General features: G+C 45.3%; 14 protein-coding genes. 8 read left to right on the plus strand and 6 right to left on the minus strand.

What is annotated here, in order from left to right; translation table 11 throughout:
* Nucleotides 1-229 precede the first annotated feature (229 nt).
* Nucleotides 230-454: a DUF4248 domain-containing protein gene (locus HMPREF1212_RS19110; RefSeq protein ID WP_028726340.1), complete on the plus strand. Its 225-nt coding sequence runs from the start codon at nt 230-232 to the stop codon at nt 452-454.
* A 300-nt stretch (nt 455-754) separates the two neighbouring features.
* Here the strand turns inward: HMPREF1212_RS19110 and HMPREF1212_RS19115 are convergent, their stop codons facing one another.
* The 3 genes from HMPREF1212_RS19115 to HMPREF1212_RS27515 all read right to left on the minus strand — a co-directional run bounded on the left by HMPREF1212_RS19115 (nt 755) and on the right by HMPREF1212_RS27515 (nt 6664).
* Nucleotides 755-2791 (minus strand): VapE domain-containing protein, encoded by a 2037-nt coding sequence (locus HMPREF1212_RS19115; RefSeq protein ID WP_082099938.1) that lies wholly within the window; start codon nt 2789-2791, stop codon nt 755-757.
* 127 nt (nt 2792-2918) lie between these two features.
* Nucleotides 2919-3260: a hypothetical protein gene (locus HMPREF1212_RS19120; protein ID WP_232430162.1), complete on the minus strand. Its 342-nt coding sequence runs from the start codon at nt 3258-3260 to the stop codon at nt 2919-2921.
* A 314-nt stretch (nt 3261-3574) separates the two neighbouring features.
* Nucleotides 3575-6664 carry a DUF6383 domain-containing protein gene (locus tag HMPREF1212_RS27515; RefSeq protein ID WP_157317069.1) on the minus strand — a complete coding sequence of 1030 codons (3090 nt, stop codon included), beginning with the start codon at nt 6662-6664 and terminating at the stop codon, nt 3575-3577.
* 1009 nt (nt 6665-7673) lie between these two features.
* Between HMPREF1212_RS27515 and HMPREF1212_RS19135 the strand changes: the two genes are divergently transcribed.
* From HMPREF1212_RS19135 to HMPREF1212_RS19165, 7 genes are all read left to right on the plus strand, one after another.
* Nucleotides 7674-8510 (plus strand): Rpn family recombination-promoting nuclease/putative transposase, encoded by an 837-nt coding sequence (locus HMPREF1212_RS19135; RefSeq protein WP_046150708.1) that lies wholly within the window; start codon nt 7674-7676, stop codon nt 8508-8510.
* Between the two features lie 233 nt (nt 8511-8743).
* Complete coding sequence (locus tag HMPREF1212_RS19140) at nt 8744-9094, plus strand: CidA/LrgA family protein (protein ID WP_028726344.1); 351 nt, start codon at nt 8744-8746, stop codon at nt 9092-9094.
* On the plus strand, nt 9087-9785 hold the full coding sequence (locus HMPREF1212_RS19145; protein WP_046150709.1) for an LrgB family protein: 699 nt from the start codon (nt 9087-9089) through the stop codon (nt 9783-9785). Before HMPREF1212_RS19140 ends, HMPREF1212_RS19145 begins: the two co-directional genes overlap by 8 nt.
* 157 nt (nt 9786-9942) lie before the next feature.
* Entirely contained in the window at nt 9943-10509 is a 567-nt protein-coding gene (gene efp / locus HMPREF1212_RS19150) for an elongation factor P (RefSeq protein WP_028726346.1), read from the plus strand.
* A gap of 63 nt (nt 10510-10572) precedes the next feature.
* A complete protein-coding gene (gene radC / locus HMPREF1212_RS19155) occupies nt 10573-11259 on the plus strand; it encodes a RadC family protein (protein WP_046150710.1) in 687 nt (228 codons plus the stop codon).
* Nucleotides 11260-11330: 71 nt separating this feature from the next.
* Entirely contained in the window at nt 11331-11648 is a 318-nt protein-coding gene (locus HMPREF1212_RS19160) for an SUF system Fe-S cluster assembly protein (RefSeq protein ID WP_028726348.1), read from the plus strand.
* Entirely contained in the window at nt 11645-12412 is a 768-nt protein-coding gene (locus HMPREF1212_RS19165) for a UDP-2,3-diacylglucosamine diphosphatase (RefSeq protein WP_046150711.1), read from the plus strand. The genes HMPREF1212_RS19160 and HMPREF1212_RS19165 overlap by 4 nt, the downstream gene beginning before the upstream one ends.
* A 95-nt stretch (nt 12413-12507) precedes the next feature.
* Here the strand turns inward: HMPREF1212_RS19165 and HMPREF1212_RS19170 are convergent, their stop codons facing one another.
* The 3 genes from HMPREF1212_RS19170 to cdaA all read right to left on the minus strand — a co-directional run bounded on the left by HMPREF1212_RS19170 (nt 12508) and on the right by cdaA (nt 15659).
* On the minus strand, nt 12508-13707 hold the full coding sequence (locus HMPREF1212_RS19170; protein WP_046150712.1) for an acetate/propionate family kinase: 1200 nt from the start codon (nt 13705-13707) through the stop codon (nt 12508-12510).
* Between the two features lie 21 nt (nt 13708-13728).
* A complete protein-coding gene (gene pta / locus HMPREF1212_RS19175) occupies nt 13729-14745 on the minus strand; it encodes a phosphate acetyltransferase (protein ID WP_046150713.1) in 1017 nt (338 codons plus the stop codon).
* Nucleotides 14746-14873: 128 nt separating this feature from the next.
* The gene (gene cdaA / locus HMPREF1212_RS19180; RefSeq protein WP_028726352.1) at nt 14874-15659 is read right to left on the minus strand and encodes a diadenylate cyclase CdaA; all 786 of its coding nucleotides are present in this window, start codon (nt 15657-15659) and stop codon (nt 14874-14876) included.

A 15659-nucleotide genomic window follows, 5' to 3' on the forward strand; every position in this document is an offset into this window, starting at 1 on the left:
ACTTAATTGTTTTTTAGTTGATTATTAATTACATATCAAAGATACGACCACCACCTCCCCACCTTGTAGACAGAGGTGACAGGGTGTGACGAAGCGACATTTTATTTCCGATAAATTTCTAATTGCCATTAGTGGTAAAAAAGGAGACTCAATGAGGAAACATTAAACCAGAATAATTTCATATATCCATTGATTATTCGTACCTTAGGGGATATAAAACAATCACACAATGGGAAATACATCCTTTGAAATACGAGCCTACGGAGTAGGTGAGCTGGCTGAGCTTTACAGCCCTCATATGAGCCGGAGAGGAGCTATTATGCAACTTTGGCGGTGGATCAATTATCATGGCGTGCTGAAAGCGAAACTGGTCGAGCTGGGCTATCGTCCCGGCATCAGGTGCTTCACGCCTAAACAGGTGGAATGTATCGTCGAACACCTGGGAGAACCCTGAAGAATCCGAAGGGAGAAAAATACACGGAATGACTGCGGCAACGGTTTTCTGTGGCTGCGGCAGCCGGTAAAAATAGCTGCCGCACCCACTGAAAACGGGTGCAGCAGCCACCGGGAACGAATGCAGCAAAAAAGATGAACGAAACAGGAAACAGGGGAAGATGGGGAAGGTTATTTACGAGTTGGTGAACTTACTGTAATACATGTTCCTTGTCCCCCTCCAGCTGCAAGGAACAAGGAACATCACTTCAAGTACTTTCCAGAAACGCAAATTACCTTCCCCATCTTCCCCCGATCCCGCTCAGAAGCCCCTACGATGAGCTTCTACCTGGTCGAAGTTCAACTCTACAACGGAAAAGAGCCACTTTCCATGCTTCTTCTGACATACAAAACCATCTCTTTTCAGCATCTTTCCGATCACATTTACACTGATACTTGTCAACGGAAGACGTGTTTTTTCAGCTATTTTGGCCACAATCTCACTACTTGAGAGCAAAATATAAGCCTCAAAACGCTCCGGTTTGCGAAAATAAGTATAAAATAACTCCACTTCCGGGCTGGTTTGCTGGAAAGGCTCGTTGTTATCGTTCACCTCCATAATGTCGGCATCGGCAAACCAATAACGGAAACCGGCACGAAACAAAGCCAGCGCCTGCGCATAAACAGCCGCATAATCTACCGGAGAGAGATAATCGATCTGCGTCGCTTCGAAACAAAGGAAACGGCGCGAACCGGTGCGGTCGGTCAGGATCTGGTTGTCGTTGACGGTGGCGGCAAAGGATGCACGGCGGTCGTACACTTCGGCATTACGGGCATAGGGACGGCGTTCGCGCACGGCATCTTTCGTGATCATCGCCTTCAGGCGGTTCACCTCCATGCGGCTCTGTCCCGACAACTCATCGAGGATGATCAGGATACAGTCGCTCATCATCAGCGACGAGTCTTTCGACGACGGATCGAGGTTACCCGAATAGACATACTCATGGAGCACAGGGGGCACCAGCCGGCGCAACCAGGTGGTCTTACCCAATCCCTGCGCACCGCTCAGCAGCAGGACGGTATGGTTCTCCTTATGGGGATCGACGGCACAGGCCACGAGTGCCACGAGCCACTTTTTAAAACACTTCCTCCAGAAGTCCGGACGGGTGGTTTCAAGCGTAGCCGCCAGGTCACCGATCGGGTCGGTTTGCCCGTTCCAGGCGGGTAGCTGTTCGAAATAAGAACAGAACGGGTCGTATCCGGGACTGAAATCGGAATGGATCACCGCCCGCAGATCGGAGACATGGCAGAATATCTCCTCCTTCTGCAAAGCGCACCAGACGGAGTTCTCCCAATAATCGGTGACCGCCATAAAAACAGCCCCTTCCTCCCGTTTGTCGCGATACTCGACCTGACGGCGCACCACATTACGGCGCAACTCGTAACGCGGAGTCAGGTATTCCTGTATCCGGCAGACAAAACCATCGCCACGCGACGAACGCCTGGCGGGAGCTGCCTCCGTTGCATGCTGGTCGGCACGTGCATAAGCACTGTCGATAGCCAACGTACATTCGTCTGCCGACAGGTCGGCAAATGTTTTTCCGGCATACTTTTCCACCTCCCTTTTTTCCACGCCCAACCGGTTGCAATGGCTGGCGAAAAGGTGTACGTAGTTATTCCGGTTGCCCTCGGCATAGGCCATTTTGCGGGTGGTACTTTTGCGGGCCATCGCAAGCAGTTTCACCGCCTTATCCGACACGACGACTTCTATCGGCGGCAGTCCGTCGGGCAGGTCGCCCTCCCCTTTCAGCCAGGGCTCGAAGCGGGGAGAGATATAGAGCGCCGGATCGTACGAAACGAGACAGAGCCGCCCGGCATCTTTACCGGAAGCATCGACTTCCACCCCCAGCAGTTTCCCGTACCAGTCTTTCACCAGGTTATAGACAGCGACATGGTTATCGGGCACCAACTCCAAGCCGACAGCCGGATAAACAATGACTTTGATCCCTCGTCCGCGCGGACTGATCCAGCAGGCCACCGTATAGACCGCTTCGCGAAGCAAAGCCAGCAGGCGGGGTAGTTCCTCCTTCGGCAACCCGTCGATATCGAGGATCGTCAGCGGATTGTAACCGGTCATACACCCCGCCACCCGTCTTTTCCGGTAGGTGGCGGAGATGGTGACGGCGGGCAGTCCTTTCTTCAATCTGTCGGCTGCTTCGGTATCGTCTTTGTCCATGCAGAGACGGATACGGTTGACAGCCGGTGCATACTTTCCGTTACGGATATCGTAAAGGACATCGATCAGGTTAACATCACCCATACAGGTTTTAAATTTGGTAAACACCGTTACTTGTAACATAATAAATTGTATTTTGAGATTGGTTTATATCCTACAAGGTAGCGATGATAAACAAGGCGGCCTATTGCTTTCTTTTCTTTTAAGAAAACAACAAGCCGCCCAGGAAACAGACTGCTAACAATTTGTCTTATTGCGTTTTGCGACGCACATAGAGATAATCGAGCACGAGGTTTTCAATCGTTCCCATCGTCAGGCAGTCTTTGTCGGGAGCCGTGCGCAGGCGAAACACGGAAAGGAAGGCTCGCAGGAAGGGTCTGATTTCATGCCGTCCGTTGACCGTCCAGTCCCGGCTTTCCAGCAAAGGGCCGAGCCATTCCAGAAAGGTGGCGGTAGGCATGGTCAGGACAATCAGTTCTTCCTTCACCATATCCTCCTCCCATACGGCATTTTGCAGCAACCGTCCGAGGCTGTTGTTATGTTTCATCACTTTGCGAAGCAGGCTTTCCAGCTCCCCGCAATCGTCTCCCAAAAGTTGCGCCGCCCGGTTAAGCTGGCCGGCATTCAATTTTTTTTCATGATTGTTGAATTTTAAATTATATGTTGTGGCAATATGCCGAGAGATAAGAGATAGTTCAATTCTTTTTAAAAACGAAGCCCCGGAAGATTACTCCCCCGGGGCTTGTTTTTGTCTGTTTTTGCTCTTCACAGAGGTTGAACAGAAGAACTTTATTTCATTACTTTAGTATTAATACGACTGCTTGTTCGCCCTCACGGGGTAATTAGTTGATTCTTGTCCGATATCACCGCGCAGTCAAATTTAAATTTATTGATTATAATAATTTATTATTTTACGATTGCTTTTACAGCGGCTTCTCCTTCAACTGCTACTACAACTACACCTGCAGGAGTAGAGATCGTAGCATCGTCGGAAGAAAGAACTGTGTTAGCAATTGCTTGTCCAAGTACGTTGCTGACAGCAACTTTCTTACCCTGAGCACCCTTGATAATAATCTTACCATTGCCTGCAACTACTGAGACTTCAGATGTTGAGACACCTTCGTTACCAACAGGAGATTCAGCTGCTTCAAGAGTAAATGACAATCCTGAATATGGAGAAATTCCAGCCAAAGTCAGCACTCCATTTTCCTGAGCTAGATATTTACCAGATTTTGTATGCTGAATCTTATATTCACCTTTAGTAGATGTTACAGCAAATGCAAATCTTGAATAGTTGTCAGCCAATTTCAAAGTATCATTCTTTGCAGCTCCATAAACCACCAGTGAATCCAAATCTACACCATATTGTTTAGCTTTGATAAAGTTAACAGTAGAACCATCTTTACTTGACATGTAGAACAATTCGTCGTTAGCGATTTCTTCTTCAGTAAGTTTGCCAGTCTGAGCTGTTGCAATATAGAACTCCGGTTTTTCTTCATTCTTCATAGAAGCAGTATCCAGATACATAGAGAAGTTTTCTTTAGTGAATGCATCTGTCGCTTTCAACTCTGTTTCTGCTTTCAATACTCCACGCAACTGGCTGTCCATAGAGATTGCTAATGTCGGGTTGGCAGCAGAAGCTATTCTCTTATTTGCAGGTTTGTTAGATACATTTACGAATGCAGCATCATCAGGCAATTCAACAGTGAAATAACCCATTGGAGCAGAAGTAAAATCTGTAACAATAATAGCAGAACCTGAACCGGCAACATTGATCTGGCCCATATAAGTACTGTCCACTTTGTAATAACTAAAGTTGCTGCCGACCAATGTCGTATCTGCAGGAATTAACTGATACTGTTTCTCGGTAGCTGTTGCTCTGAACAATATAGCTACTGCAATAGAGTCTTTATTCGATTTCCAGAATTCAGGTTTATCTTTATATGCATCCGGTTTGTTTGTTGTCTTGTCAAAGTCTACCAGTTCTCTCATACCAAACGTTTTTGCTGTTCTATCATAAGCGAAAACAGCATTTTCGTTGCCGGCAAGAGTCAGATAATATGCATTACGTTTCAATTCCTGGTTACCGTATGCTTTAGCATCATACTTTTTATCAGAACCTGACACACCGGTAACAGCTTTTCTTACATTGAATTCAACAGCATCCTGAGCATCAGCGTCAGCAATCGACAACTTGGAGCCACCTACAACATACAGATTATCACCTCCGAATGTAGTGTTGAACTTCAGTTTAACAGCATAGTTTGCAACCTGATCGTCAGTAAAACTCAAATAACCGACTGTCTCATCATCCGCCTTAACATCCATCTTTTTGATCAGATAAACATCGTCTGATCCGGACACCTTATATTCACCATCCTTATCTGTTGCATAGATATAACTCTTCGCAACATCAGCAAACGGATTCAATCCATTTTCACGGTTAGCGATTTTATAATATCCGCTTCTGCCTTTAATCGTAAATTGAGTAGCAGGAACCAATGGGCTTGCAACACTAGCAGTATAGTCACATTTAACTTTTGTACCTGCAACATTCATATCAACCAAAATAGCTTCGGCAAACTTGCCGCCTTTTTTCTGGATAGAATAGATACCGTCTTCCAATGTAGCTAGTTTACCCTGTGCAAAAGATACATTTGCGTATGTATCGGCTACAGCCTTAGCCAGACTTGTTGAATCTACGATAGTAAACAAACCGGGGTTACCTGTACCGGTTCTGGCAATAGCAAAGTAACCGATCGAGTCTTTATCTACAGGGAATTTTTCTAATCCGGAATAAGCTTTTCCCTCTTTCAACTTTCCAATAGTTGGGATCGAGTCTACCTTAACAGTTAAAACATCACCACCGGTTTTACTTACATTCTTATAAATATAGAAACGATAGTTAGCAGCGGCACGACCGGCAGCTACTTTGTCTGCCATATTAATAGAACCAGCAGTAGCACCACTAGTCTCCAGAATACTTGTTGCAGTTTCCTCAAAATCCCAAACTTTACTGCTTGTTATGTCTGCAGTAGATGAAGTCCATTTACAAGTAACAGAGTCTGCACTAATTTTCAGACCACGGCCACCAATAGAATCATTGAAAGCTGTACCGGTATTGAATACTGTATCTACAACAAGGAATACATTCTTATTCTGAAGTTCCTTACCATTCTTATCAACCTGTTTCTTATCTGCTGAAGTATAAGCCTTTTTAGCTCCGTTTACACGCAAATAAACTCCTTTATCAACAGCCGACGCTCCATCGATCAAAGCCGGATAAGCAGTCAAAGTTGCCGCATTGATATAATCGGCACTGCCGTCTGTTACCTGATCCAGAATATTCAACTTGAAAGAACCGTTGCCGATCGCATTCAGTTCTTCAGCAGTCATGATTTTCTGTGCCGGTGTGAACAGATTTGCACTACCGTAAGTTTTACCTGATTCCCATTTTACAAATTCAGCTTTAGTCCCGGCTGAAGAAGAAATATTCAGCACATACTTTACCTTGTCTGCATCGTAGCAAACCAAGTTTTTAGAACCATCTGCACCTTCAAATGTAAAAGAAGAAATAGCGCCTTCAGTTGTTTCTGCCACAAGTTCTGCAGCTGCATTGTCCTTGTTATATTTAACAGCCAAAACAGCTCCGGTCAACTTGTTTGTAAACTTGAAAGATTTTACATTGTTGGTAATTACGATAGTAGGTTCCCACAAAGCAGAGTCCGTAGAAGTAACATACACGCTAGGATCAGTAGACAACGATGCAATAGAGCGTGTCTCCAAATAAACTTTTTTATCATCGGTTCTGAATGACAAATAATTACCAGAAGTACCTAAATGATAATAGTTACCTTCTGCAGCTTTCTCTACAGACACAGTCGCCGCCTTTACATCCTCAAAATGAAATGCATTAGTGCTCTGAGCCATTACCGTAGAAGAAAGTCCACCAACTACCAAGGCGGTAGCCATAAGAGTAGAAAATCTCTTGTTCATAATCTTTAATTTAATATTAATAATAGTGTTACTTAAAAAGCCTTTTATCCTTAGACCGGAAACGCTTCTCAATAGTCAATGACTAGCTTAATCGTTCCTTTTTTCTAGTCATTTTTTAGCGACCCATTTCTCTTCGTTTGGAAAAAGGCTAATTTTATACTAACTTTGCTATCCCGTTGATAAGAAAGCATATAGATTGGAAAAAATAATTCAGAAAAGGATTGTAGATTTAAAATTAAGCAATACCTTTGCATGACTAGAAAAAAGGAACGATTTAATTAGTCAGTGTTTTTTAGGCATCTATCCTTTATTATTCAACAGATAATATACTATTTTTAATCACCCCTATTTATATAGATATGTACCCGCGCGCGTTTCATAATAGTCTGTGTATCAACACCTGTTTTTTCAAGTTTTCGCCGGGAATTGTTAATAGAGGGGATTTAGGCTGTTTTTAGGGGGATAAACGGAGCATTTTCACCCACAAAAAAGGGCTATCGTTTGAAACGACAGCCCCACCATTATTTTAAGAAAGGATCTTACAGGTTATTGACTTCTTTTTCGGAAAGACCAGTACACTTCTTCCATCTTCTCGTCCTCCAATACATCAGGCATAATTAAGTTATCATCTCCTGCTGCATGCATCTGTGATGCGGCAGCTTCCCAATTCCTACGTGAGATAGGCTTAAGGCACTTTAGAATACTAGCAGGTAATATAACGCCTGCACTGTTTCCGATTTGTATGATACGTCTTTTCATAATTAGACTATAACATTTACACTACACAAATATAATAATAAACTTGTTGCGGAATTAATTTTGTTCAGAATTTGACAAATGTGAGTCTTTAATAATAGCGACCGGTTACCATCAGTCGCTACAACAAGACACTTGAAATAGTTCATCATTTTCTATAAAGACTCAATTTTTCCTATAAAGAACTGTCAATAATCTTGTTTATCAGCCAATAAACCGTATATTTGCCTGTACATAATAAAAACATATAACTATGAAGTATTTAAATCCGCGTGCCGACCTCACGTTCAAGAGAATTTTCGGTGAACACCCCGACCTGGTCATCAGTTTACTCAATGCCTTGCTGCCGCTAAAGACAGGTGAAGAAATCAGTGAAATCGAATACCTTCCTTCCGAGATCGTACCCGATAACCCATTGCGTAAATACAGTATTGTAGATGTCCGTTGCCGTGATGTAAAAGGGCGTCAGTTTCTGGTCGAAATGCAGATGCTCTGGTCGCCGGAGTTTCGCGAACGCGTTTTATTCAATGCTTCCAAGGCTTATGTGCGTCAGTTAAATATAGGTGATGGTTACGAGTTATTGCAGCCGGTCTATTCACTCAACCTGGTAAACGAGGTGTTCGAACCGGCGTTGAAGGGGTATTACCACCATTATGCGATGGTGCATGTGGAGCATACTGAGCGTATCATCGACGGCCTGCAACTAATCTTTGTGGAGTTACCCAAATTCACCCCTCATACGTATGCTGAGAAACGCATGCACATCCTCTGGCTGCGTTTCCTGACAGAGATCAATGAAAAGACCCGTGTCGTGCCGGAAGAGTTGCTGGAAGTGCCCGAGATAAAGAAAGCCCTGACAGTGCTTGAAGAGTCAGCTTTCACTGATGCAGAGCTGGCAGGTTACGAACATTTCTGGGATGGCATCAGCGTTGAAAAGACCCTCTACAACAGCGGCAAACGAGAAGGATTAGCAGAAGGACTCGCCGAAGGGCAACGTTTAATTGCTGTAAATATGAAAAAGCAGGGAATTAATGTTGAAACGATCGCTCAATGTACCGGTCTGTTGGTAGAAGAAATAGATAGCTTGTAATTTCATATATCTATATTATACAGTCAGCAAAGTAATCCGGAATACCGAACTACTTTGCTGATTTTTGTTTCAGTTCTTTCTATAAATGAGCCATCAAGTTATAACACACCTGCGTTAAAGGTTGTTATTTGGCATTCTTCTCCAACAAGTATTTATGTTAAATCGATATGTTATAGAACATATTTGATTCAAAGCTGTTATCTTTGCAGTGTCTATTTAAACAGTAAAGAGATATGCTAAAACAAGCATTTTACATTCTGTTCTTCTATTTTACCGGAGAGTTTATCAGCTCCTTTATCGACGGTTTCATTCCGGGAAGCGTGATCGGTATGATATTGTTATTTCTGGCATTGGTGTTTAAGCTGGTGAAGCCCGCCAATGTAAAAAAACTATCCACGATCCTGACTGAAAACATGGGGTTGTTCTTCCTTCCCGCAGGTGTCGGGCTTATGACGTCGCTGGGGGTCATCTCACAATATTGGGCTGTCATCCTTACCGCATCCGTTGTAAGTACTATTTTAGTTATTGCTAGTGTCGCACTTATCCAGCAAAAATTAGGCAATGAGGGCCGAAACAATGAATAACCTGGCACAATCGGAAGTATTTTCACTCACATTGGTTATCGGTACTTATCTGGCGGCATTGGCTTTGTATAAGAAAACACGTATCAGCCTGCTGCACCCGCTGCTGACATCTATCCTCGTTATCATTGTCGTACTCGAAACGATGGGGATCGAATACGAGTCTTTCCAACGGGGAAGCCACCTGATCCATTTCATGCTGGGGCCATCGGTTGTCGCACTGGGGTTTGTGTTATACGAGCAGATGCAATACCTGAAAGGGAATGTGATCTCTATCCTTACCTCTGTCTTTGTAGGCGCCATCGTCGGGATTGTAAGCGTGATCGTGATCGGCGACCTGATGGGAGCCGACCAGGCATTGATAGCTACCCTGCAACCGAAATCTGTAACGACCCCTATCGCAATGGGAATTGCCGAAAAAGCCGGGGGGATCCCTTCGCTAACGGCTGTTATCGTTGTGGCGGTAGGTATATTCGGGAGTATCGTCGGCCCGTTCGTGATGAAAGTATTAGGTATCGAGAGCCGGATTGCCAAAGGGCTGGCACTGGGGGCATCGTCCCACGGCGTAGGTACTTCGGTAGCTATACAGATCGGAGCGATTGAAGGCGCATTGAGCGGATTGGCAATCGGACTGATGGGTATCATGACGGCTATTTTAGTCCCCGTTATCAGCTTTATTATTTCCCTGTTTTAAGTAGTATCCGTTTACGCAGATCATATCAGACTGATTTGCAACTCTTTTCTGAAGAAAAAGGAGACTACGTGTTGGTACTTTAAGAGGAAAACACTACTTTTGTACCCGAAAATTACCGATGACAGTACAAAATCATTATAAATAAAAAATAGATCGTATGATTAATTCACAAGACATTAAAAACGGAACGTGTATCCGCCTGGACGGGAAATTATATTTCTGCGTTGAATTCCTTCACGTAAAACCGGGAAAAGGAAACACCTTCATGCGTACCAAACTGAAAGATGTAGTAAAAGGTGGTATCCTTGATCGCCGTTTCAATATCGATGAAAAACTGGAAGATGTACGTGTAGAACGTCGTCCTCATCAATATACATATAGAGAAGGCGAACACTATCACTTCATGAATCAGGAAACTTACGAAGATGTGATCATCGACAAAAACCTGATCAATGGTGTAGACTATATGAAAGAAGAAGAAATCGTTGACGTTGTTTCCGATGCTTCTACAGATACAGTTCTTTTCGCCGACCTGCCTGCTAAAGTTCAATTAAAGGTTACTTACACTGAACCGGGTGTAAAGGGCGATACTGCTACTAACACATTGAAACCTGCTACAGTTGAAACAGGTGCCGAAGTTCGTGTTCCGTTATTCATCAACGAAGGCGAAATTATCGAAGTAAATACGGCGGACGGTTCCTATTGCGGACGTGTTCGTTCATAAGATACAACACCAAACACAGTAAGGGCGGTTCGCGAACCGCCCTTACAACCAAAACACATCGCTATGAAAATAAAAGAATGGGCAGAAGAAGACCGCCCGCGTGAAAAAATGCTGCTTAAAGGCGTTACTTCCCTCAGTGATGCCGAACTCCTGGCCATCCTCATCGGTTCAGGCAACAGTAACGAGACGGCTGTCCAGTTGTCGCAACGTATCCTCAACAGTGTAGAGAACAATCTGAATGCATTAGGCAAACTGTCTATACAGGATTTAGTTTCCGGTTTCAAAGGGATTGGCGAAGCCAAGGCCATCACCATTTGTGCAGCCCTGGAACTGGGTAAACGGCGTAATCTAGCTGATCCTATCCTACGCAACAGTATCCGGAGCAGCCGCGATGCTTACAACCTCTTTCATCCCCTACTCTGCGATTTACCGTACGAAGAATTGTGGGTAGCCCTGACCAACCGGGCCGGCAAAGTGATCGGCAAAGCAAAGATCAGCCAGGGCGGAACAGGGGAAACGTCCGCCGACCTCCGTATCATCCTTAAAACGGCTATCAATGCGCTGGCTTCGGGGATCATCCTTTGCCATAACCATCCGTCGGGGAATGTGCGCCCCAGCTCGCAGGACGATGCCCTCACCAAGCGGCTGGACAAAGCGGCGGACTTGCTGGAGATAAAGCTGTCGGATCATCTGATCGTCTCCGACGGTACTTACTTCAGCTATGCAGACGAAGGACGGCTGGGCTTGTAAAACATTTTCTCTTTTCTACGGTTTAGTATATAGAAGATATTAATGTATATTTGCATTCAAATTAAAGAAAGATGAACAACGAATTCCTCCAAACAGAAGAAGCGATTGTCGCCATGCTCAAGACAGTGTACGACCCGGAAATACCGGTTAACGTATTTGACCTTGGCCTGATATATAAAGTAGATGTAGACAACGATAAGAATGTCCGTATAGATATGACTCTGACTGCCCCCAACTGTCCGGCAGCCGATTTCATCCTGGAAGATGTCCGTATGAAAGTGGAGTCGGTAGACGGTGTGAATAATGTGGAAGTCAACCTCGTGTTTGAACCGGAATGGGATAAGGAAATGATGTCGGAAGAGGCTAAACTGGAACTAGGTTTCTTATGAATCCCTCCCGAAAGAAAATATACTTTGCATCGGACGCCCATCTGGGCGCCCGCTTTCATAAAGACCCGCTGGCCGTCGAGAAGAAGCTGGTGCGCTGGCTCGACAGCATCAAAGAGGATGCGCTGGCGGTCTATTTCCTGGGGGATATATTCGACTATTGGTACGAATACAAATATGTAGTGCCCAAAGGGTTTACCCGTTTCCTCGGGAAGCTGGCCGAACTGGCCGACAGCGGTGTCGAGATCCATATATTTATCGGTAACCATGATATCTGGATGTTCGATTACCTTCCCAACGAGATAGGCGCAATCATTCACCGGGATGTATTAACGACCGACCTGTTGGGTAAGCGTTTCTTCCTCGGACATGGTGACGAGGTGGACTACCGCAGCAAGGCTTTCCGGTTTATCCGTGCCGTTTTCCGTAATAAGTTCTGCCAGTGGTTGTATGCAGGTATCCATCCCCGCTGGACGTTCGGTTTTGCCCTCGGATGGTCGCTCAACAGCCGCAAAAGCGGTCTGGAGAAAGAGGATGCACAGAAATATAAAGGGGAAGCGGCCGAATACCTGGTCGTTTTCGCCAAAGAATATCTTAAGACACATCCCGATATCAACTTCTTCATCTTCGGGCATCGCCATATCATGCTCGACCTGATGCTTTCGCGTACTTCCCGCCTGCTGATCGCCGGCGACTGGATGACGCTCTTTTCTTATATCGTATGGGATGGGGAGAACCTGCTCCTTGAACAGTTCGAAGCGGAATAACACATAAAAAAACTGCCCCAACCGGTGTCGGGGCAGTCTAAACACTAATCCTGTGTTTTGTAAGCTGTGAGGACTAGTTTTTTAATTACCAATATTTATTTACCTAATATATCCATTGTATCGGAAGCGATCATATATTCTTCGTCGGTAGGAACAACAATGATTGTCACCTTACTGTCCGGAGTACTGATCACCATTTCTTCGCCGCGCATACCTTCGTTCTTCTGAACGTCGATCTTCATACCCATATATTCCATGTTTTCACATACGACACGACGGGTAGCCCACTGGTTCTCACCTACACCGCCTGTCCATACCAGGATATCGCAACCGCCCATGGCTGCAGCATAAGCACCGATGTATTTCTTGATACGATAGTTGTAGATATTCAGAGCCAGAATAGCACGCTTATCGCCATCAGCAACAGCCGCTTCAATCTCACGCATATCGGAAGAGATACCGGAAACTCCCTGTACACCGCTCTGTTTGTTGATCAGGTCAGACAAACCTTTGGCATCCAGTTTTTCCTTATCCATGATGAATGTAAGTGCACCTGCATCTACATCACCGCAACGGGTTCCCATCAGCAGACCTTCAACCGGAGTCAGACCCATAGAAGTATCTACGCTCTTACCGTTCTTCACAGCGGCAATAGAACCTCCGTTACCTACGTGAGCTGTAATGATCTTTTGTTCTTCGTACGGAACACCCAGGATATCGCAGGCACGTTTTGATACATAACGGTGGCTGGTTCCGTGGAAACCGTAACGACGGATACCGTATTTCTTATACAGTGAATAAGGCAGACCGTACATATAAGCATAGTCCGGCATGGTCTGGTGGAAAGCAGTATCGAACACACCTACCTGACGGATGCCCGGGATCAATGCGCTCATGGCACGGATACCTTTCAGGTTTGGCGGGTTATGAAGCGGTGCCAGGTCGATGCACTCAACCATCTTACCGATCACTTCCGGAGTAATTTCCACACTTCCGCTGAATGCTTCTCCACCATGTACCACACGATGGCCTACAGCATCAATTTCGTTATACGACTTGATACAGCCGTATTTGTCATCTGTCAGCACGCTCAGGATAAACTCGATAGCCGCATTGTGTTCGGGTAATTCCTTATCCAGAATTACTTTCTTACCATCCGGCTGGGTGAATTTGAGGAAAGAACCCGGCAAACCCAGTTTCTCAACGCCACCCTGTGCAAGTACTTCGTGTGTGTCCATATTGAACAACTTGTACTTAACAGACGAACTTCCGCAATTTAAAACTAATATCTTCATATCTTACTTGTTGTGTCTTTTTTACTTTTTAGCCGCCTTTAAGCCGATAGACTGGTTGCTGGCGATAGCCACCATCTTATAGATATCGTCTACAGAGCAACCGCGTGAAAGGTCGTTCACCGGAGCAGCCATACCCTGAAGGATCGGGCCTACTGCTTCTGCATCACCCAGACGCTGAACCAGCTTATAAGCGATATTACCTACTTCCAGTGTCGGGAATACCAATACGTTTGCCTGACCGGCCACTTCGCTACCCGGTGCTTTCAAAGAAGCAACAGATCCTACCAGAGCAGCATCAGACTGCAATTCACCGTCGATCTTCAGTTCAGGAGCCATTTCTTTTGCCAGACGGGTAGCTTCCACTACTTTGTCTACCATTTCGTGAGAGGCACTGCCTTTTGTAGAGAAGCTCAACATAGCAACACGAGGTTCAACACCTACGATGTCGCGGGCTGTCGCAGCAGTCGCCACGGCGATACTAGCCAGTTCGGGAGCAGTAGGATTAGGCATTACAGCACAGTCAGCAAAAACAAGAAGGCCTTCTTTTCCGTATTCCGGCTTCTTGGTAAACATAAGGAATGCACCCGATACACAGCTCATACCCGGAGCTGTCTTCACGATCTGCAAAGCGGGACGAAGCACATTTCCTGTCGTGTTCTGTGCACCGGCAATTTCACCGTCAGCATCACCGGCCTTGATCATCAGGCAAGCCAGATACAAAGGATCTTCAACAAGGACAGCTGCCTTCTCCGGAGTCATACCTTTTTTCTGACGTAATTGGAAAAGCAGGTCTGCATAAGCAGCTTTCTTTTCGTGATTTTTAGGGTCAACAATAGTAGCCTGTCCGATGTGATTCAGACCGTAGTTTGCTGCCAAAGAAGAAATCTCTGCGGGATTTCCAATCAGGATGATGTCAGCAACTCCATCGGCCAGTAAACGGTCGGCGGCTTTCAATGTTCTTTCTTCTGTTCCTTCAGGAAGAACGATACGCTGCTTGTCAGCTTTAGCGCGTGCAATAATCTCTTGCATTAAGTCCATAGCGGAAGATATTTTTTATAGTATTTAGTAATTGCTACTGTTTGCGGGTACAAAAGTAGACAAAATGCAACATAGAGTTTGCAAAAAGCACAAACTATTTGCAACCGGAGCTGTCACTTTCAGAACATTTAACAGTAATTCACTACTTCTCGCTCGCCGGAGAGGATTTGTTGCAGATCTTCGGCTGAAATGTTGATATCGAGCTTACCGTTGTGAGCAACAGATATTTTACCCCGTTCTTCCGATACAATAATAATCAATGCATCGGTTTCGAGAGACATTCCGAGCGCGGAACGGTGGCGTAGTCCGAGATCTTTCGGCAAATTGGCATTCTGCGCTACCGGAAGGATACAGCCTGCGGCTTTGATCCGGCCATCGGCAATGATCATCGCCCCGTCATGCAGAGGGCTGTTCTTAAAGAATATATTTTCGATCAGGCGGGCGTTGACATCGGCAGTGAACATTTCGCCCGTATGCTCGTATATCGAGAGATCGACATCCTGCTGGATCACAATCAGGGCTCCGGTCTTTTTACGGGCCATATTCATACAGGCCAGCACCACGGGGGCGACATATTTTCCTTCCCGCTCGTTGTTCGCATCCTTTTTAGAAAAAAGCTTTCCCAGGAACTTCCATCCCCGGTGTGAACCGAGCGCCATCAGAAAACGGCGTATCTCATCCTGAAACAGAATGACCAACACCACGAAACCGACACTGATAAACTTATCGAGTATGGCTCCCATCAAACGCATTTCCAACACCTGCGAAACAAGGATCCATACAATAATAAATGAAACTACCCCACTAAAGATGGCCAGTGTACCTGAACTCTTCATCAGCTTGTAGGTCTGGTAGAGGAAAAAGGCTACCAGCAGTACATCGATCAGGTCTTTTATTCCGAAATGCATCCACAT

Origin of the sequence: Parabacteroides sp. HGS0025 (assembly GCF_000969845.1) — a bacterium.
Lineage (GTDB): Bacteria > Bacteroidota > Bacteroidia > Bacteroidales > Tannerellaceae > Parabacteroides > Parabacteroides gordonii.

Coding starts and splice junctions, on each gene's coding strand:
- HMPREF1212_RS19110 (WP_028726340.1), top strand. CDS start 230: ATGGGAAATACATCCTTTGAAATACGAGCCTACGGAGTAGGTGAGCTG.
- HMPREF1212_RS19115 (WP_082099938.1), bottom strand. CDS start 2,791: ATGTTACAAGTAACGGTGTTTACCAAATTTAAAACCTGTATGGGTGAT.
- HMPREF1212_RS27515 (WP_157317069.1), bottom strand. CDS start 6,664: ATGAACAAGAGATTTTCTACTCTTATGGCTACCGCCTTGGTAGTTGGT.
- HMPREF1212_RS19135 (WP_046150708.1), top strand. CDS start 7,674: ATGAAGTATTTAAATCCGCGTGCCGACCTCACGTTCAAGAGAATTTTC.
- HMPREF1212_RS19140 (WP_028726344.1), top strand. CDS start 8,744: ATGCTAAAACAAGCATTTTACATTCTGTTCTTCTATTTTACCGGAGAG.
- HMPREF1212_RS19145 (WP_046150709.1), top strand. CDS start 9,087: ATGAATAACCTGGCACAATCGGAAGTATTTTCACTCACATTGGTTATC.
- efp (WP_028726346.1), top strand. CDS start 9,943: ATGATTAATTCACAAGACATTAAAAACGGAACGTGTATCCGCCTGGAC.
- radC (WP_046150710.1), top strand. CDS start 10,573: ATGAAAATAAAAGAATGGGCAGAAGAAGACCGCCCGCGTGAAAAAATG.
- HMPREF1212_RS19160 (WP_028726348.1), top strand. CDS start 11,331: ATGAACAACGAATTCCTCCAAACAGAAGAAGCGATTGTCGCCATGCTC.
- HMPREF1212_RS19165 (WP_046150711.1), top strand. CDS start 11,645: ATGAATCCCTCCCGAAAGAAAATATACTTTGCATCGGACGCCCATCTG.
- HMPREF1212_RS19170 (WP_046150712.1), bottom strand. CDS start 13,707: ATGAAGATATTAGTTTTAAATTGCGGAAGTTCGTCTGTTAAGTACAAG.
- pta (WP_046150713.1), bottom strand. CDS start 14,745: ATGGACTTAATGCAAGAGATTATTGCACGCGCTAAAGCTGACAAGCAG.
- cdaA (WP_028726352.1), bottom strand. CDS start 15,659: ATGTGGATGCATTTCGGAATAAAAGACCTGATCGATGTACTGCTGGTA.